At 44.7% G+C, this 19,111-nt stretch carries 15 protein-coding genes; 13 read left to right on the plus strand and 2 right to left on the minus strand.

Annotation, left to right across the window (positions count from 1 at the left end; all coding sequences use genetic code 11):
- Window positions 1–27: 27 nt before the first annotated feature.
- On the minus strand, window positions 28–1,449 hold the full coding sequence (locus T497_RS0108665; RefSeq protein WP_028515271.1) for an alanine/glycine:cation symporter family protein: 1,422 nt from the start codon (window positions 1,447–1,449) through the stop codon (window positions 28–30).
- Between the two features lie 985 nt (window positions 1,450–2,434).
- On the opposite strand from T497_RS0108665, the gene T497_RS0108670 reads away from it, so the two are divergent.
- The 11 genes from T497_RS0108670 to T497_RS0108720 all read left to right on the plus strand — a co-directional run bounded on the left by T497_RS0108670 (window position 2,435) and on the right by T497_RS0108720 (window position 11,701).
- Entirely contained in the window at window positions 2,435–4,513 is a 2,079-nt protein-coding gene (locus tag T497_RS0108670) for an EAL domain-containing protein (protein ID WP_028515272.1), read from the plus strand.
- Between the two features lie 191 nt (window positions 4,514–4,704).
- Window positions 4,705–5,271: an RNA polymerase sigma factor gene (locus T497_RS0108675; protein ID WP_028515273.1), complete on the plus strand. Its 567-nt coding sequence runs from the start codon at window positions 4,705–4,707 to the stop codon at window positions 5,269–5,271.
- Window positions 5,272–5,276: 5 nt separating this feature from the next.
- Complete coding sequence (locus T497_RS0108680; protein WP_028515274.1) at window positions 5,277–6,764, plus strand: PASTA domain-containing protein; 1,488 nt, start codon at window positions 5,277–5,279, stop codon at window positions 6,762–6,764.
- A 414-nt stretch (window positions 6,765–7,178) separates the two neighbouring features.
- Complete coding sequence (locus T497_RS0108685; protein WP_024860438.1) at window positions 7,179–7,511, plus strand: PadR family transcriptional regulator; 333 nt, start codon at window positions 7,179–7,181, stop codon at window positions 7,509–7,511.
- Window positions 7,498–8,121, plus strand: coding sequence for a DUF1700 domain-containing protein (locus T497_RS0108690; protein ID WP_028515275.1), 624 nt, complete (start codon window positions 7,498–7,500; stop codon window positions 8,119–8,121). Before T497_RS0108685 ends, T497_RS0108690 begins: the two co-directional genes overlap by 14 nt.
- Window positions 8,114–8,992 carry a DUF4097 family beta strand repeat-containing protein gene (locus T497_RS0108695; RefSeq protein WP_028515276.1) on the plus strand — a complete coding sequence of 293 codons (879 nt, stop codon included), beginning with the start codon at window positions 8,114–8,116 and terminating at the stop codon, window positions 8,990–8,992. Before T497_RS0108690 ends, T497_RS0108695 begins: the two co-directional genes overlap by 8 nt.
- A gap of 5 nt (window positions 8,993–8,997) precedes the next feature.
- A complete protein-coding gene (locus T497_RS0108700) occupies window positions 8,998–9,204 on the plus strand; it encodes a hypothetical protein (RefSeq protein ID WP_028515277.1) in 207 nt (68 codons plus the stop codon).
- A gap of 61 nt (window positions 9,205–9,265) precedes the next feature.
- On the plus strand, window positions 9,266–10,216 hold the full coding sequence (locus T497_RS0108705) for an alpha/beta hydrolase (protein ID WP_028515278.1): 951 nt from the start codon (window positions 9,266–9,268) through the stop codon (window positions 10,214–10,216).
- A gap of 343 nt (window positions 10,217–10,559) precedes the next feature.
- On the plus strand, window positions 10,560–10,700 hold the full coding sequence (locus T497_RS18295; protein ID WP_155266879.1) for a hypothetical protein: 141 nt from the start codon (window positions 10,560–10,562) through the stop codon (window positions 10,698–10,700).
- Window positions 10,700–11,008 carry a hypothetical protein gene (locus tag T497_RS0108715; RefSeq protein WP_028515279.1) on the plus strand — a complete coding sequence of 103 codons (309 nt, stop codon included), beginning with the start codon at window positions 10,700–10,702 and terminating at the stop codon, window positions 11,006–11,008. Before T497_RS18295 ends, T497_RS0108715 begins: the two co-directional genes overlap by 1 nt.
- Window positions 11,009–11,011: 3 nt before the next feature.
- Window positions 11,012–11,701: a hypothetical protein gene (locus T497_RS0108720; protein WP_028515280.1), complete on the plus strand. Its 690-nt coding sequence runs from the start codon at window positions 11,012–11,014 to the stop codon at window positions 11,699–11,701.
- 151 nt (window positions 11,702–11,852) lie between these two features.
- Here the strand turns inward: T497_RS0108720 and T497_RS16355 are convergent, their stop codons facing one another.
- Window positions 11,853–13,844, minus strand: coding sequence for a serpin family protein (locus T497_RS16355; protein WP_051530596.1), 1,992 nt, complete (start codon window positions 13,842–13,844; stop codon window positions 11,853–11,855).
- Between the two features lie 319 nt (window positions 13,845–14,163).
- Here T497_RS16355 and T497_RS0108730 point away from each other — a divergent pair, with 319 nt between their 5' ends.
- Together T497_RS0108730 and tnpA are read left to right on the plus strand one after the other, a co-directional pair.
- On the plus strand, window positions 14,164–18,759 hold the full coding sequence (locus T497_RS0108730; protein ID WP_028515281.1) for a leucine-rich repeat protein: 4,596 nt from the start codon (window positions 14,164–14,166) through the stop codon (window positions 18,757–18,759).
- Window positions 18,760–18,940: 181 nt separating this feature from the next.
- Window positions 18,941–19,111, plus strand: a 171-nt coding sequence (tnpA, locus tag T497_RS16360) for an IS200/IS605 family transposase (protein WP_037324698.1), incomplete at its 3' end; no start/stop codon positions are given.

Here is a 19,111-nt window from a genome sequence, read left to right on the forward strand (position 1 = left end):
CACAGTTTCATCTGTGAGGTCTCTTTTTTATTCCTTTACTTTTCCTGCTTTTAGTCTTGTTAAGTAATCTTTTGTCTCGGAGGATATTACTCCCGAGAGCAGGATTATCGCTACAACATTAGGTATTGCCATAAGACCGTTGAATATGTCCGCCAGATTCCAGACTGCTTCAACAGCAAGGTAAGGACCTATGAAAACAGCGGCGATGTACACCCAGCGATATATTCCTGTTATCTTTTTGTTAGCGCCTGTCAGATAAGAAAGGCAGCGCTCCGAATAATAGTTCCAGCCGAGTATGGTGGTAAACGCAAACACTGCAAGACAGGACATGAGTATGAACGAGGATATTCTCTCGCTGAACGGCAGCCCGTAGTCAAATGCATCCATAGTTATCATAACGCCTTTAAGTTCAGAGGTATTGTGGCTTCCTGACATGATTATGGCGAGACCGGTCATTGTACAGACAATGATAGTGTCGATGAATGTACCTGTCATAGTAACAAGACCTTGACGTACAGGCTCGTTGGTTTTGGCGGCAGCGGCTGCAATAGGTGCAGAGCCGAGGCCTGCTTCGTTTGAGAAGATACCTCTTGCAACACCGCTTTTCATAGCGTACATCATTACAGTTCCAGCCGCACCGCCTGCGGCAGCTTTAAGGCTGAATGCGCCTTTGATGATAGATGATAATGCCGTGGGTATCTCTGTTATATGGCAGAAAATAATGATAAGACAGCAGCCTGCATAAGCGATTATCATTACGGGGACTACTATCTCTGAAACAGTGGCAATACGCTTGATGCCGCCAATAACGATAAGTGCGGTCAGCAGAGTTATTACAGCACCTGCAATTACGGTAGTCCAAGTGTATTCCATGCCGAATACAGAAACTGTATGACTTTGCTGCGGGTCAAAAAAATTATTTGCAGCTGATGTGATACCGTTTATCTGGGTTATAGTACCTATTCCCATGATACCTGCAAGGAGCCCGAAAATTGCAAACATTTTACCAAGCCATTTCCATTTCTTTCCGAGTCCGTTTTCAATATAATAGAAAGGACCGCCGAGGATATTGCCGTTTTCGTCCTTGATACGGTATTTTACCGCAAGCATTCCCTCTGCGTATTTTGTAGCCATACCGAAAAATGCGGCAAGCTCCATCCAGAACAGAGCTCCTGAACCGCCTGCCGAAATAGCCGTTGCGACTCCGACTATATTGCCTGTTCCGACGGTAGCCGAGAGAGCGGTGCAAAGTGCCGCGAAGCTTGATACTTCACCGTTGCCTTCCTCTTCATTCTTCACCATGTACTTCAATGCCTTGCCAAGTTTATGTACCTGCAAAAATCTCAGTCTGAATGTAAGTAATATTCCGCAAGCCATGATGAGGATAATAAGCGGAAGTCCCCATACATAGCTGTCGATCTGACTGATTATATCGTTGATCTTATCCATTGACACATCTCCTGTCTTAAACTTCGTTAAAATTATATCATGCTTTTGCGTGAAAGTCAACAGGATAAATGTACAGACTTGGATTTTGTCCGTAGTATTTCCATAGTCTGACAGATATTCATTTTTCCATTTATTCTGAACATAGCCCATATCTGTCTTATGAACGCCTGCGTGTGCGAGTTTATCTTTTTCACCCGATGTGATATATTTTGACTCGATATCTGCACCTGAACGATTCTGATAGAAATAATTGAGCACATTGGTCAGCATATTATGTTCGCTGTCACTGTAAATATCAGTACCTAAATTACGAAAAAATGACATAAATGTTGAATACGAATATGCAATTCCTGAAAACCATTACTCAAAAACGAAGATAAAAGTAGAATGGTAGTAAAAACCATAGCTTCGCATTATATCTCCTTCAACAATCGCACGGTAAATGAAAGTACTGCTCTTACCACTTTTTTCACGCAAACTATTTTTCTGAAGCTCAAAATCTTCACAGCCGAAACTGTGTGCAAAATGGTATGAATGATAATATTAGATAATGTGAAGGTAATGTGAAAATCCGGGAATTCTTACTGCAAAACCGTTTCCGTTATATTTCCGTTATTGCAATAAAATTAGATATGTATTTGATACAAATCATGGAATAGCTGCTGTTTGAAAATGGCTAAATATCAGGGATTGCGGATTATAAGCAACATAATGAAATTAAATCATTCTATTCTGGCAGTGTGGGGGTCAGGGGGGCGAATCCCCTATGCTCCACCAAAATAGAATAATGATTAACAGGCGTCCACGGCATTTGCGTGACCGCCTGTTTTTTTGTAATGATTTGCGCAGCTTTTACATGATACCGCAATAAAAATTTTAAATGATTGTAAATTTTAGATGACTTTGTTTAAATGGGTTGAAAATTAAAAGAAAAAATGATATAATATGTACAAAGCTGTATTCTGTAAGTAAAGGGGGGAGTACCATGTCTGAAAAGAGCAATGACTGCTTGTGGATACACGAGCTGCTGTGCGAGCTCAAAGACGTCTCAACGGACGGCGAAAGAACGGCGCTTATCGAGCGATTCCGCCGCGAACATACCGGCGATATAGAGAATGCGGTAATTGATGACGCGGATACTCTCGCTGAAATGCTCATACGCCTGAAAAACAGCGGCACAGACCATAAGCTGGCTAATCTTTCCGAGGCTGAACTGGCAGAATTACAGGAAACAGAGCATATTATCGATGAAAACCTCTTTGATTACTATTTCCAGCCTATCGTAAGCGCAAAGGACGGCGAGATATACTCATATGAGGCTCTTATGAGACCTAAGAGCGATATGAAGCTCACTCCCTATCACATATTGAAGTACGCTTCGCTTGTCAACAGACTTCCCGACATCGAGCGCGGCACATTCCTCAATGTTCTCGGCATAATAGACGTGAGAAAGGAAGATTTCTTCGGCAAGTCGGTATTCATAAACAGTATCCCCGAAGCTAAAATGAGCACAGAGGATTTCAGAAAAGTTACCAAAATGCTTCTCAAGCATTCAGATACGGCTGTAGTTGAGATGACCGAGCAGTCTGAGATAGACGACGAGAGCCTTGAGTTCCTCAAGGAGAGATACCGTAATATGGGCGTAAAAATGGCTATTGACGATTACGGTTCGGGATATTCCAATGCAGGAAATCTTCTGCGCTATATGCCGAATTTTGTCAAGATAGACCGTTCGCTGCTGACTGATATCCAGAACAGCCCGAAAAAGCGCCATTTCGTAAGAGAAATAATCCACTTCTGTCATGAAAACGATATACTTGCTCTTGCAGAGGGCGTTGAGACCGCTGAGGAGCTCCACACTGTCATACTTCTGGGAGCAGACCTGATACAGGGCTATTTTACGGCAAGACCGTCTCCTGAGATAATTGATTCTATCCCCGAGGACATCAAGCAGATGATAAAGCGCTATCATCAGGAGCGCGAGGACGGTATCGGACAGCAGGTATATATCGCTGATATTTCCGAGCGCATAATACTCGAAAGGCTTATGCAGTCGGGCATGAAGTGCATAGTTATCGGCTCAAACGGCAGCGGCGATATCAGTATCGAGGGCAGCTCCGAGCTTGACAGCCAGATACGCATAGAAACGCGGAAGGGCTACAGCGGCAGGATAACTATTGAAAACGCATGGTTCAACAGTATAAAGAACAAGCCCTGCATAGATATCGGAGAGGACAACGAAGTAACGCTTGTACTCAGCGGTGATAACAAGCTTGATACGGGCGGAATACGTGTTCCCCAGTCCTCAAAGCTCACCATAGCAGGCGAGGGCAGACTTGAAATAAACGTAAACGGCAAAGAATTCTACGGCATAGGCAACGGAGCAGGAATGTGGCACGGCGATATAACCTTTGAGCAGTCGGGCAGAATAACTGTCAATGCGGACGGCGAGAAGGGAGTTGCCATAGGTTCGGGAAACGGCGGCGTTATCAATATCAACGCAGGTCAGTACCGACTTAATGTACAGGGCGACGTCAACGTAGGCATCGGAGCTCTTTATGCTGAGAGCGACATGGTGATACATGACTGTGATATCGGCATGGAGATGAACTCTGCAAGAGGAGCTGCCATTGGTTCTATCGGAAAGAGCGATTTTATCACTATCTTCAAGACCTCGATAAAGGTATTCATGACAGGCACCGAGCTTGTGGGTATAGGAACTCTTGACGGCGAAAAGACAGAGTTTGCCATAAGAGAATCCAGCTGCTTCATAACCATAAAGGGAGAGCGCTGCTCAGCTCTTGCGGCACTTGAGGGCTCTACAAATACCTCGCTTGACAGAGTAGCTGTAGGACTTACCGTAACGGGCAAGCAGGCTCTTGGAATAGGCGGCTTTACAAAGGATACCACTATCCACCATAACGAAGCCGAGGTACATATAAAGGTAGATACTGATATCAACATTCTTGACTATATGGACCGTGACCGTATGATGATAGATAAAACTCTGTTTGATATCGTGTATAACGGAGAAAAGCTTACACTTGCAAACGACGGCTATTAAATCCGTGGGCGGAATTATTTCAGAAACAGGCATAAAGGTTTTCTTTATGCCTGTTTTCGATGTTCGGACGGTTTTTATTGTAAAAACAAAAAAATATTTCCCGAGGTGTTACGCAGACCATGCTGCAAGTGAATAGATAGTATGAAAGCCAACACAATGCATTGCTAAAGCTTTACAAGAGGTGATGAACTATGACAAATGAAGAACTACAGAATGCAGCCCGTGAATCGAAAGAAAAGGCTCAGAGAGCCATATTCGACCAGTATTTCAGCTATGTCTATACCATAATTTTCAGCAAGCTCCGAAGCTGTGCAAGCCGCGAGGATATTGAGGAATGTGTGGGAGACGTTTTCTCGGACATATACATATATTACGAGGAGAACAAGGCTGGAAACGGCGATATCTCGGGATTTGTGGGAACTGTTGCTCGGCGTAAGGCAATAAACGTCTTTAACCGCATTACGCGGCGGTCTGTGCCTGCGGTCTCGGTCGACAGCGAAGAAGCCGCGGATATCGAAGCTCCCGACAACACCGTGGAGACCGTTGAGCGCAGGGAGCTCCGCAGTACGCTTCTCAGCTGTATAGAGCGGCTTGGCGAGCCGGATTCCACCATAATCATGCAGAAGTATTTCTTTGACCGCAGTTCAAAGGAAATAGCCGAGCTTGTGTCAATGACGCCCGAAAACGTCCGCGTGCGCAGCGGCAGGGCACTGGACAAGCTCAGAAAGCAGCTGGAAAAACTTGGAATAAAGGAGTGAAATATATGAATGATAAGGAACTCGGTCTCGACGTTTTTGAAATGGCAGACGACGAGGAAATAAAACGCATTGCTGCTGACTGTCCTGCTTCACCCGAAGAAAAGGAAAGGATGTTCAAGTTGAGCCAGAAGATATATAATGAAAGAACAAACGAAAGTAATGAAGCTCATGCCGATGAAGTATCAGGCGTTGAGCAATACAAAAAGCCCATATGGCACAAGATAGTTTCCGCGGCAGCTGCCCTTGCACTTGTTGCGGGACTGGGCACAGGCGGCTATTTGCTTGCAAGACGCAGCGGCGGTAACAGTCAGTTTGCAGGCGGTGATATAACTCTGTCCGATGCGGAGTCCAAGGTGAGCAATTACCCATTCGGAGAGATAGACAGGGTGCGTATGCTATGCCCTGCAATAGCACCTGCGGCTATAGAGCTTGAAAGCGAAGATTTGAATGAGCTCGTTACCATGCTTTACGATCTGCCGTGGGAGGAGCTGAGCGATAAGCAGACTGCCGAGGGCGAAAATTCGCTTCTGCACATATATAATAACAACGATCCGTATCTGCTCATAGTTAATATGCTGGACGGTTCGATAATGTATTGTAAAGATGCCGACGGCAAAACAGAGACTAAGCTTTACAGCGGCAGTGAAAAGATAATACAGTTTCTGAACTCCATAGAATTAGATCCTGAGAAGTTCTTAAATGCCATTGGCGATTTGTCAGCAAAGAATAACAGCAGTGATATATGGAAATATGTACATGTGGGTAACAAAGAAGCATTTTCTGTGCCCGATCTGTACAATAAGAACATTGAGCTTGCAAAGCAGGAGCTGAGAGAGCGCGGATATGAGTACGAGGTCAAGAAAGAAAAGAATGATGAGGTACAGCCCAACTACGTTATCAGAACAGAGCCCGAAGCAGGTACAGAGCTGAGAAAGGGCGATACCGTGACATTATATGTAAGTCTTGGCGCAGATGCCACAGGTTCGGTCACAGTAGATGATTACGTCGGAAAAATGGCTGAGGACGCTTCCGTTATGGCAGGCTACAAGAACTTTAAGGTATACACTTATGAGATACCTTCCAATGAACCGCAGGGCACAGTAGTTGAACAGTATCCGAAAGCAGGAGCTAAGGCAGTGTCGGGAGAAAATTTAACCCTATTTACTTCTAAGGGCGAATTTACCGCAGGTGAAATAACCTACAAATTTGTAGTTCCACATGATACAGGATTTGTAAACGGTAGTTCGACAGTGGAATTTGTTTTTGAAGGAAACGGTAATACATCAAATGAAATGATAGGTATCTTAGACCCGGGAACAGCTATACTTTGCAATCTGAAAGGCGAAGGCAGCGGTATAAAGGCGATTGCGTACATCTCAGAGCTGAACACAAATAAACGTGCAGAGCTTGGACACTATATTTTCGACTTTGACAATGGCACATATACTATAGAAGAAGAGGATATAGAGGGAGCATTTGAAGCGATAAAGTAATACACAGAAAAAAGGAAGCGAAAGCTTCCTTTTTTCATTATAGGGGCGCCGATGAAATAACCCCATTGTAGGGGACGGTGACTCCCTACAGTGTAGGGAGATGTCCGAAGGACAGAGGGGTGCGGCTTCTGTTGGAAGTCCTCGACGTCCCATAAATAAAGTGAGACTAACGGGCTGTCGGGGACGCCAGCCCCTACATTTTTACTGCTTTTTGTTAATATTTACCATGCGAAGCACAGCGAAATCAGCTTCTCACTGTGCAACTCTACAATGTTACTAAAAAATCACAATATTGTATTGACAAACAATATTATACGACGTATAATATTGTCAGAGCTTGAATATTGGAGTCAATAAAATATTGCAGGCAAAACAAGTTCAAGCAGCATAACTGAATATGAAAGGAGAATGACTATGGGTTTTTCTATCAACGCAGGGCTTCTCGACGCTATGGTGCTTTCAATAGTTCAGAACAATGACACCTATGGCTATGAGATAACCCAGTATCTGCGAAAGGCTGTGGACATCTCGGAATCAACATTGTATCCCGTCCTCAGACGCTTGCAGAAAGGCGAGCTCCTTGAAACTTATGATAAGGAGTTCATGGGCAGGAACAGGCGGTACTACCGAATAACGCCGCAGGGCAATGATTCGCTGGAGGAGTACCGTGAGGAATGGCGGAGCCACAAAAAGAAGATAGACAGTATTTTATTGAATGAGGGAGCTGAAAGCAATGAACAAACTTGAATTTCTTACCAGATTAAGGAACAGCCTTGAAAGAGGCGGAATGCCTGTCGAGGATATAAACGACGCGCTTACATATTATGAGGAAGTATTCATGGACGCAGGCTTCGGCAAGGAAGAGGAGACTGCCGCTTCTATGGGAGCTCCCGAGGACGTAGCAGTGAATATACTCCGCGAGAGCGGTATCACACCGCCTCCGCCGCCTGTACCGCAGAACATTGCACAGGCACCTCAGCCGCAGCAGAAGAAAAAGCCTTCGGGCGGAGCGATAGCAGCAAGCATTATCATCGGAGTGCTCACATTCCCCATATGGCTGCCTGTACTTATCGTGGCAGTAGTAATGCTTTTCGTAATTATCGTAGTGCTCTTCTCACTGATATTTGCGTTCATCGCAGCAGGTATCGGTCTTATCGTAGGCGGTATCGCAGCGCTGTTTGAAGCGCCGTCAGTAGCACTTATGGCATTAGGTGCAGGACTTATCATCACAGGACTTGTGATTCTTCTTTGCAAGCCTGTATTCGGAGCAGCGATCCCTGCCTGCGGAAGAGGCATAAAGAAGCTTTTCACATGGGTAGGCGGATTATTCAAAAAGGGAGGAAAAGAAAATGTATGAGAATAATAATGGGGTAACACAGGAAGTTCAGGCAGCAGCTCCTCAGAAGAAGAGCGGCGGCAACTGGGTATGGATATCATTCGTGCTGGTAGGCATAGCACTGCTGGTTATCGGAATTATCCTTTTCAACAATACCGATGTCAAGAAATACGCAAAGATAAAGGATTTCAGCGAGAGCTACAGAGCAGCTGACGTAAAGAGGTTCAACCTTGAGATAGGCTGGGCAGACCTTACAGTCAGCAAGAGCAATGACGACAAGATATATGTAGAGGCTAAGAACGTGCCCGAGGGCTTTACAGCAGGCGTCAGGGGCGATACATTCTCAACTGAGTTTTCCGAGAAGAAGATACACTTCTATATGCTTCCGAGCTGGCTCAACGGCAGTGATAGCAACAATGCCGTTGTAGATATCAAGCTCCCTGATAAGGAGTACGAAAGCTTTGTTCTCGACCTTGGGGCAGGCGAGACAGATATGGCTGGTTTCAAGTGCGGCAAATTCAGAGTTGACTGCGGAGCAGGCGATGTTACATTAGAGGATATCGACTGTGAGGAAGGCAATCTGGAGTGCGGAGCAGGTCAGGTAACTGTAAATGGCATCAAGTGCAGCAGCAAGCTTAATATCGACGGCGGAGCAGGCGAGGTAGTAGTTTCGAGCGCTGTTCTCGGCGGTTTGGACGCAGATCAGGGCGTAGGCGAGCTGAACTTCACAGGCACAGTAAACGGCGATATCGACATTGACGGCGGCGTAGGCGAGATAGTCGTAAACCTCACAAATCCCGAGAGCGACTTTGTGGGCAGCGGCAGCAAGTACAAAATAGATATAGATACAGGCGTAGGCTCAAACACGGTAAACTATAATGTTTCACGCTGAAAGCCATGCTTGACCACACAAAAATAAAAAAAGGCGACCGTGTCCGACACCGATTATTCGGCACAGGAACGGTCACCGACACACTGCCGCTGGGGGGCGACACAGTAGTTACCATTGAATTTGACAACGGGACTACAAGAAAGCTCTGCGCTGAGATAGCCAATCTTGAAAGCGCAGAAGCAAACGAACATGATATAGATGATATAGATTGAATAACAGGCGTTTTGCCTGTGCGTACAGTTCATTATTTAACGTTGAAGGGAATATTGTAATATGAAAAAAGCGTTAAAAATCATAGGTAAGTTTTTTCTTGGTCTGCTTATCATAATTCTGGTATTTCTGCTGATAATGTTTGTTTATCACAGGATAATGCTTAACAAAGAGAAGAAGTATCTTGAACCATTGGGACAAATGGTTGAGGTAGACGGGCATAATATGAGTATCTACACCGAGGGCGAGGGTGAACACACTATCGTCATTATGGCAGGCGCAGGAATGGTCTCGCCGATACTTGATTACAGTCCGCTGTACAGACGTTTGAGCGATACCTATAAAATAGCTGTCATAGAGAAATTCGGCTACGGATTCAGTGATGTTGTGGACGGTGACAGGGATTTTGACACATTGCTTCGTCAGGACAGAGAAGCTCTGAAAAAGGCAGGCATAGAAGCTCCCTATGTACTTTGTCCGCACTCTATGTCGGGAATAGAAGCTATTTTATGGGCACAGAAGTATCCCGATGAAGTTGAAGCGATAGTTGGATTGGATATGAGCACTCCAAAGGCTTATACGGAAGAAAACCTTAATGACGATGACAAGGGTATTGAGCTTTTTTATAAATTCCTCAGGGAATCAGGCGTCGGAAGACTCATTCTTACAGACAAGAATGTTTGTCAGAGTTTTTCAGACCGCGAAAAGGATATATACAAGGCACTTGCTTTCAGAAAGTTTGCTAACAAGGACGTAGCAGATGAGGGAGATCATCTTGCTGACGCTATCGACGAGATAAATTCCGCTGATAAGCCCGATATCCCTACATTGCTTTTCCTGTCTGACGGCAAGGAAACAAGCGGAAAGCTATGGATAGACGCTATGAACGACTATTCAGACGGCCTTACAGATTCGAGGGTAATACAGCTTGACTGCGGACATAATGTAGCAGAACACGAACCTGAAAAGATAGAAGAAGAAATGAGAAAATTTATCGCAGAGCTTGACAGCTGAATCATATTTACAGAAAAACTAAGCAGGGGCGGATAAGGGGAGCCCACTTTGGCGGATTCGCAGGTTACCAAATATGAGCCGTTACTTTACGACTCGGTAGCCCACTTTTTTCCGCTAAGGAGAGCAGCCTAATATCCGCCCCTACAAAAAATCTTTGTTATATTTGCTAAAACGCAGTTGGTTTGCCAGCTGCGTTTTTGTTTATCCATACGAATCGAAAAATTATTTTTCTGAAATTCAACGTGTTCGCGTTGAAAAAATGCGCTTTACGGGGGGATATATGAAAGCGTTTCCAAAGCTTCACATTCAACCCGCAAACCATTGACCACAGAAAGGAGTATAAATGAACAGTCTTTATGAAGTGTTCAAGCTGGTCAAGCTGATGACTGACCGAGCCTGTATCCGCAGGTGCTATTTTACTACAGATGACCAGAGGTACTGCACTGACAGCACCGAGATGTATCTTTTAAGGGAGGGAACATAATGGCAGTTTATCGCGGAGCCTACAGCGGTCCTGAAATTGACAGACTGCTTGCAAAGGCTGACAGCTCCGATGTATTTTCAGAGGAGCGTCTCAACGGTCTTTCCTTTGAGCAGATAAGCAAGGAGGACTTCGACGACCTTGCCGAAAAGGACGCCGACAGGGTGTACTTTGTCTATGATGAAAGAGGCAAGGTAAAGCAGTATATCGGAGAAGCCGAGCTTGGCGGAATGGCTTTTACCGCAGGAAATATGTCCGCCGTTTTGAACAATAGTGTGACTATGGTCACAGGAAAAATTGAGGAGGTATAAAAAATGGGAACAGTAGTTGTAGATAAGGTTTATCCAAATTCATCAAGTTCATATTCAACGATAGTATCCGACCTGAGAGCTTTATGGAACTGGACAAGCAGCGCGGAGACTTCGGCAGGAACTAAGCTCACCATCGACGCAGCCAAGAAGATAGGATTATTCGTATATAATGGCAATGTCAATTATACTACTATCGGTGTTATATTCGGCTCAAGCTACTATTACCTTGCAGGTCCGCAGAGTACAGTTGGAAAGCTCCAGCTCAAGGCTGAAAAGGTAGGCGATAACACCCTGATAATCAGCGCGTGGAGAGTCGATGCTTCGGGAAGCTCCAATGTTGCGGCTGATCTCTGTGATAAATACATCATCTGCCGCGCAGTCAATACCAATACAGAGAACGAGGAAACGATACTGATATATCTTGGTTCAAGCTCCTCATCAGGAGATAATAAGTGCGCAATGTTTACAAGTGATGTTATTCAGCCTATTAATATTTCTGCTCAGGACGCAAATCAAAATGTCAATGCCAAGAATACCAATATCGTGCCGTTTTTCAATACGGCCTCTGCATTCGTTACAAAGGACGTCTATCAGTCTCTTTGCGAAAATGTGTCATCGTGGTATTTCGGCGATGTTACCATAAACGGCAGACCATACCGCATGAGCGGCTCGGTATTCGCACTTGACGAGTGATAAGCCATAACTGAAACACCACTGAGCCGATCTTGATACCTATGTAGAGAGTTTATTTTTATTATTGAGAGAGCCCCTTTTGAAAAAGGGGCTCTCTCAACAAAATATTTACATCAGTATAAAAGTTGACTCAGAGGTATTCAGATACAGCTTATTTTTCTTCAAGCTGAGTAGCTGCGCCTATGAACAGCGGAACGTTGTTCTCGTCAACTATCATATAAACGAAAGGCTTATCGAGGAAGATATTTATCTCCTTCTTTGGCTCCGGCATAGCGCAGCCTGCTGCCATCATAACAGCTGTTACCGCAGCCGCCTTTGTGCCCTTTTCGGTGACTTCTATCTTGGTCTTGTGGAGAACATCGTCGATGTAAAGGGGATCGGCTCCCTCGACTGAAAGGTCGTTTATCTTCGAGAAGTCAGCATTGCGCCAGTCGAATGCAGTCGGCATACCCATATCTATAAGTACCTTAGTCATTGATTTGCTGTACTGATACTTGAACTTTGGTATCATAACGTTGAGCTCTATCTTTTCGGGATCCTCATATTCCTTGAGTCCCTCAAAGAGCTTCTCGGCGTCAAGGTCTTTTACGTAGCTTACGATGTCCTTTTCCTTTGGCATAATACCTACGAAGCTGTATTTGCCGCCTGCATAGGGCTTCTTGAAAGCGTCTGCGTCGCCGAGGTCGTAGTAGTAGCGCTCCTGGCTGTGCATTGCCTTAATGGCGTGCTTATCGCCGTTAAGGTCGGTGAACTTTTCGTCTCTTGAACTCGTGTACGGGTTAGACCATTCAGCCTCAAAGTAAAGGGTATTGATGAGCATCATCAGTATTTCCTTTTCATCTGTAGGCGTAAGGTCGCCGTTTTTGAGGAGAGAGGGTATCATGCCCTGAGTGTTTCTGTTTACCCAGCTGTTTACGTCCTTGACTGTATTATTGTCAAAGGCAGCCTTGTAAAGCTCTGCATTGTAGAACTTCTTGTTCTTTTCAAGGAACTCGTCATATACCTTGAAGGTTTCCTTATCCTTGAACCAGATAGAATCCGCAAGCATTACCTTCTGCTTTTTCTCGTTAGGCAGCTTGCTTATGTAGTAAGCCATATACTCGTTTAGCTGGTCAAGAGTAAGACCGTTGCCGAGGACTTTTTCCATTTCAGCCTTTGTTTCGCCGTCAGCGCCGTTTGCAGTCATAGCAAGGGCAGCTGATATAGACATTGGCGATACAAGGAGATTTTCCTCGTCCTTTTTTGTAGGATCAAAGCTGTTTTTCAGTATATCCACGCCGAATTTCATTTCAGCGGCAGCAAACTCAGCGTCGGTCGTCTTGCCCTCGGAAGCCTTTACGTCAACGGTATTGTCAAGACGGACACTGCCTATCTCGCCTGCGCCGTTTATCTCCTTGGCTTTTCCGAGGAGGAAGTCCTGTACCATTTTAAAGTCTTCCTCGTCTATCTTGTCATTCATATTTACATCACCGTTGAGTAACTGTATTTCTGTGAGCTCGGTTTTAAGAGTTCCTGCAAGCTGTTTTCTGTAGGTGATAGAGTCGAAGCTGTCCACAACTCCGTCGTCGTTGATATCGCCGTAATAGTGTATGCCGAGACCTCTTACGCCCGAGATAAAGTCCATTTCAAATTCATATTTTCTTGATGATGAAGAACTGCCCCAGTAGCCGCCCTCTTTATCAAGCTCAGCCTGCAAAGCGTCAGCCTGTTCCTTATCATAGGTCGTGAATTTCAGCGTAACGATGTCGTCCTGACCGAACATATCACAGTATCTGATAGTACTGTCCCATTTTTCATATAACTCCTTGTCAAGCTCGTCCAGTGTATTGCTTCTGATATAAGGAGAGTACATAGATATCTCAATAGCATCGTAATAATCGTAATAGTCTGTTTTCTTAGGAATAACAGTAAGCCTTAAAATACTGGCTTGTGACAGGTCTTCAACATCGTCATAGGTGTATATCCTGTTGATATAAGCGTCAGGTATCGTTACCTCATATGCGGTCTCGCTTGCATATCCGGGGGCAGAAGCCAAAGCCTGATTTCTGCTGACGCACGGCGGAAATGTTCCCGCAGCTCCCATAGCCAGTGCAAAGCTGAGAACACCTGCGGTAAGCTTAGACAGTTTTTTCATTTTTCCCATAGTACATTACTCCTCCCATAATGAAATTGGAAAATTATCCATAATATCAGTATAACACTATTATAAGGCTATGTCAATGAAAAATGGCTATATTGCATAGAAAAGCAGTGAAATTGACATATTGTGCTCAATATTTTGAGCTATCGGCTTAAAAGCTCATATATTCCGCTGAAAAACAGCAATATTGCAGTTTAATTAATTATTTGCGAGGGTATAATCGCCTAACTTAGTAACTTTTTGTACAAAAAGACGATTGACTATATGTATATTACAGTTTATAATATACCTATAATAATTTTTTAAGGAGGAGCGTTTAAAAATGCTGAAAAGATTTACTGCCGCTGCACTCAGTACAGTTATGTGTGTATCGGCAGCTCTGCCAAATACTGCGGCAGTTGCCGCAGCTGTTCAGAGCACAGACCTAAACGACAGCAGCAGTGCAGTCGATTATGACGCAAGGCTGCAAACAGCAGATACCCTCGGAGAAGTAATAGCAGACGCTGCGCAAAAAGACGATAAGGCTAACGCTCAGCTTGCGTCCCCAGTCTCCGCAGAGACAGCAGAGGTACATGACAAGGAAAACGTAAAGAAGCTCCCGTCGGCAGAAAAGCTGACCGAAGTTTATAACACAGTTGCTGCGGAGGACGAAGAAGCTCCGCAGACAGGCTCACTCGGCGAGAACATTACATTTCAGCGCTTTTCGTCGGGAAATGTTATAATCACAGGTCACGGCGCTATGAAGGGCTCGGGCAATCCCTTCAAAAATCCCGAGACTATCACAAGCGTAGTTATCGAGAACGATGGCTCCGCTGAGGGCGGCATCACAGATATCAGAGTAAACCTGTTCAAGGGCTGTACGGCTCTGACAGGGGTAACTATACCTAAGACCATTGAGACCGTAGGCGCAAGCGCTTTTGAAGGCTGTTCGTCACTTGCTCAGATAACATATAACAAGGACAAGCCTTCCGAGGCAGGACAGCTTACTCTGCCTGCTTCCGTAACAACTATAGGTGCAGGTGCGTTCAAGGACTGTGCTGCATTCACCGAGCTTGTTATCCCCGAGAGCGTTACTGCTTTAGGTGACCGCGCATTTGAGGGCTGTACAGGTCTTACTGCTATAAATGTACCTGCAAATGTCAAGACCATAGGAAAAAATGCATTCAGCAGGTGCTATTCCGCAAAGACAGCAGTCATTGCAGAGGGAGTTGAAACTATCGGAGATTTCTGCTTTGAGCAGTGTACTTCTCTTGAAAGCCTTACTCTCCCGTATGCGGCAACTACAGCAGCTTCGGCTGAAAAAGCAGATAAGAATACCTGTATCGCAGACCTGTTCAATACAAACAGCGAAGATGAGAAGTACGCAGAAATGATGTACGCTGCGACCTGCAGCCACGGCTATAAACGTTATGTTCCTAAGTCACTGAAGACTATCACCGTTACAGGCGGAAAAGTTGTCCCTGGTTTCGCATTTTATGGCTTGTCAGGCGTTGAGACGATAAAAGTTCCCGATACTGTTGCAACTATAGGAGCAAGAGCATTCTTTAACTGTGCTTCACTGAAATCAGCTCCGCTTCCAAAGAGTCTCAGCTCAATAGGTGAGAGAGCGTTCTCAGGCTGTAAAGCAATTACCGAGATAAATATTGCCAAAACGGTCACTTCCATAGGAAACTATGCATTTGATGACTGTTCAGCGCTGAAAACTGCTGTTATTGCAGGCGGCGAAAAGGGTATAGGCGCATTTATGTTCAACAAGTGTATCGCTCTTGAAAGCCTTACTCTGCCCTTTGCAGGCTATTCACTTGAGGGAGTTGAAAAGGCTAACTCAAATGCTTATGTTATAGACCTTTTTGAGGAAGAATGCGGCGATTATACATACAAATCGACCAATGCAAGCAACTACACGAGATATGTTCCAAAGTCTCTTGAGAAGATCACTATAACAGGCGGTACAAGACTGCCTAACTGTGCATTTTATGGTTTAAGCGGCGTCAAGAGCTTCGTTATCCCAGACAGTGTTACAGAGATCGGAAATAACGCATTCAGCGATTGCCAGTCGCTCACCGAAAATGTTATGACAGATAATATCACTTCTGTCGGCAGCGGAGCGTTTATGCGCTGTACAGGCATCAAAAAGGCTGTTTTCGGCAAGAAGCTCGAGTCTGTAGGTGCCTCTGCATTTGCAGACTGTACAGCACTTAAAGAGGTAACTGTTCCCGCATCGGTAACATCTTTAGGACAAAGCGCGTTCAGCGGCTGTTCTGCTCTGAAGAGCGCTGTTATTGAAAACTGCGAGGACGGTATAGGCGCTTTTGTTTTCGATAAGTGTGCTTCACTTGAGAGCATTACACTGCCCTATGCAGGCTATAAGCTTGCAGATGTCGAAAAGGCAGGTTCTACAGCTTGTCTTATCGATCTCTTCAATGAGGATTTCGGCGACGCTGCATACAAGAGTGCTGATCTTAATAACTATTCAAGATATGTTCCGAAGTCTCTCAAGACTATCAGGATAACAGGCGGTACAAGACTTCCTAACGGCGCTTTCTTCGGCTTTACAAACGTTGAGAACTTCGATATAGCAGACAGCGTAACATCAGCCGGCAATTATGCATTTGCACACTGTCAGGCTATTAAAGATATTTTCATGAACGAAAACGTTACGGCTGTCGGAGAATACGCATATTTGAACTGTACAGGTCTTACAGATGTGACCATACCCGCAAATGTGCTCACTCTCGGAAACTATGCGTTCAGCGGCTGTTCGGGACTTAAAAATGCAGTTATTGAGGGCGGTGAGAACGGTATAGGTGTATTTGTTTTCAACAAGTGCGCTTCTCTTGAAAGTCTTACTCTTCCTTTTGCAGGCTATAAGCTTGCCGATGTGAACAAAGAGAACTCCAACACCTGCGTTATTGACCTTTTCAATGAAGACAGCGGCGACGAAACATATAAAACAGCAAATGCTTCGGGATATGAAAGATATGTTCCGAAATCGCTGGAAACTATCGTCATAACTGGCGGAAACAGGATACCGAACAATGCTTTCTACGGTTTCAGCGGCGTTAAGAAATTCGTTATCCCTGACAGCGTTACTTCCTTCGGCTCTGGCTCGTTCCAGAAGTGCGCAGCACTTACCGAGAATGTTATGACAGATAATATAACATCTATCGGCGATAATGCATTTTCAGAGTGTACAGGTCTTAAAAAGGCTGTATTCGGCAAGAAGCTCGCAAATGTCGGCGGTTATGCATTCTCAGGCTGTACAGCTCTGACCGAGGTGACTGTTCCTGAAACAGTTACGACACTGGACCGACACGCATTTGACAGCTGTTCTGCTCTTAAAACAGCCGAGATAAAGGGCAAGGATATAAAGCTCAGCGCATTTATTTTCAATAAGTGCAAGTCGCTTGAAAAGCTTACTCTGCCATTTGCAGGCTATAATCTCACAGACGTAAACAAGGAGAATTCCAACGCCAATGTTATTGACCTGTTCGATGAAGACTGCGGTGACGAAACATATAAAACAGTAAATGCTTCGGGCTATACAAGATATGTTCCGAAATCGCTGGAAACTATCGTCATAACAGGCGGAAACAGGCTGCCCAACTATGCATTCTTCGGCTTCAGCGGCGTAAAGGATTTTGAGATATCCGACAGCGTATCAAGCTTCGGCAATTACTCATTCAGCGGCTGTGCGGCACTTGAAGAGAACGTGATGACCGAAAAGGTTGCAAGTATCGGTGAACACGCATTTGAAAAGTGCACAGGCATGAAGGATATCTATATCGGCGCAAACGTAAAGAGCATAGGAAACTGCGCATTTGCAGGCTGTACAGGTCTTACAGATGTGACTATCCCTTCAACTGTATCAACTGTGGGAAACTATGCTTTCTCAGAATGCTCAAACCTTAAAAATGCAGTCATCAGCGACGGAGTTGATGAGATAGGCGCGTTCATGTTCAACAAGTGTTCATCTCTTGAAGCTGTTACACTTCCATTTGCAGGCTATAAGCTTACCGATGTAAACAAGGAGAACTCAAACGCATACCTCATTGACCTTTTCAATGACGACGCAGGAGATTCAACATATAAGACTGTAAGCCCAAGCGGTTATACAAGATATGTTCCAAAGACTCTCAAGTCCATTACTATCACAGGCGGCGAAAGAATACCAAACTATGCTTTCGCAAATATCTCACAGGCAACTGATATCACAGTTCCCAACAATATCGCCTATATCGGAAGCAGTGCATTCAGCGGCTGTGAGGCTGTTGCAAATGTGTTCTTCCCTGATACAAAGGAGAAGTGGGACGATGTTACTGTTGGTGATAAAAACGAGCTTATCGACGGCAAGGTAAGGTGGCTCAACAGCGACGGTGCTTACGTTATGCCAACGGGTACTATGACCACAACTACTACCGTTACAACTCAGCGCACAACAAAGGCAACAACTACTACTGCAACAGGCACAGGAACAACTGCAAATCAGACAACTTCAACAACAAAAACTCCTGTAACAACTTCCACAACAAAGCCTGTTACGACTACCACAAAAACTCCTCCAACAACTTCTGCAACTAAGGTAACAGGAACTTCTACAGCAACTACGACAGCACCTGTGACCACAACTACTACAGCTCCGAAAACCAAGTACGACCTTGGCGATATCTCAGGCGACGGAGAGGTAAATGCAGTTGACGCTTCAATGGTCCTCACATACTACGCTATAGCTTCAACCACAAAGGACGCCGCTGTAAAGCCCGAGGAGCTTGCGGCAGGCGACGTTGACGGAAACGGCACACTTAATGCTACAGACGCTTCATTTATCCTCAGTTACTATGCTTACGCACAGACAACTAAGGAAAAGGTAAAGTCTATGACGGATTACATGAAGGATTTTATCAAGTCCGATAAGTGAGCCATAAATGCAAAACAGGCATAAAGCTTAGCTTTATGCCTGTTTTTTATTGTATTCCGAAAACCCCTGGCTCTGCCAGGGGTTCAAAGAAGCTTTAGCTATGAGTAGAAAAAGAAAACCTCCCATGTTATAATGGTAATGGTCTGCCAACCAAACTGAAAATAACAAAGGAGGTATCGTCATGAAACGAGACGATATAAATAGTTTAGCACATTCCAAGTGGAATTGCAAGTATCATATAGTGTTTGCACCGAAGTATAGACGAATGGTGATTTATAGTCAGATAAAAACTGATATAGGAAAGATACTAAGAAGGTTATGTGAACAAAAAGGAGTAGAAATAATAGAAGCA

Source organism: Ruminococcus flavefaciens MA2007 (genome assembly GCF_000621845.1).
GTDB classification, from domain to species: Bacteria; Bacillota; Clostridia; order Oscillospirales; family Ruminococcaceae; genus Ruminococcus; species Ruminococcus flavefaciens_E.

Bases quoted from the DNA above. Each gene is read 5' to 3' on its own strand.
- T497_RS0108665 (WP_028515271.1), bottom strand. From the start codon at position 1,449: ATGGATAAGATCAACGATATAATCAGTCAGATCGACAGCTATGTATGG.
- T497_RS0108670 (WP_028515272.1), top strand. From the start codon at position 2,435: ATGTCTGAAAAGAGCAATGACTGCTTGTGGATACACGAGCTGCTGTGC.
- T497_RS0108675 (WP_028515273.1), top strand. From the start codon at position 4,705: ATGACAAATGAAGAACTACAGAATGCAGCCCGTGAATCGAAAGAAAAG.
- T497_RS0108680 (WP_028515274.1), top strand. From the start codon at position 5,277: ATGAATGATAAGGAACTCGGTCTCGACGTTTTTGAAATGGCAGACGAC.
- T497_RS0108685 (WP_024860438.1), top strand. From the start codon at position 7,179: ATGGGTTTTTCTATCAACGCAGGGCTTCTCGACGCTATGGTGCTTTCA.
- T497_RS0108690 (WP_028515275.1), top strand. From the start codon at position 7,498: ATGAACAAACTTGAATTTCTTACCAGATTAAGGAACAGCCTTGAAAGA.
- T497_RS0108695 (WP_028515276.1), top strand. From the start codon at position 8,114: ATGTATGAGAATAATAATGGGGTAACACAGGAAGTTCAGGCAGCAGCT.
- T497_RS0108700 (WP_028515277.1), top strand. From the start codon at position 8,998: ATGCTTGACCACACAAAAATAAAAAAAGGCGACCGTGTCCGACACCGA.
- T497_RS0108705 (WP_028515278.1), top strand. From the start codon at position 9,266: ATGAAAAAAGCGTTAAAAATCATAGGTAAGTTTTTTCTTGGTCTGCTT.
- T497_RS18295 (WP_155266879.1), top strand. From the start codon at position 10,560: ATGAACAGTCTTTATGAAGTGTTCAAGCTGGTCAAGCTGATGACTGAC.
- T497_RS0108715 (WP_028515279.1), top strand. From the start codon at position 10,700: ATGGCAGTTTATCGCGGAGCCTACAGCGGTCCTGAAATTGACAGACTG.
- T497_RS0108720 (WP_028515280.1), top strand. From the start codon at position 11,012: ATGGGAACAGTAGTTGTAGATAAGGTTTATCCAAATTCATCAAGTTCA.
- T497_RS16355 (WP_051530596.1), bottom strand. From the start codon at position 13,844: ATGGGAAAAATGAAAAAACTGTCTAAGCTTACCGCAGGTGTTCTCAGC.
- T497_RS0108730 (WP_028515281.1), top strand. From the start codon at position 14,164: ATGCTGAAAAGATTTACTGCCGCTGCACTCAGTACAGTTATGTGTGTA.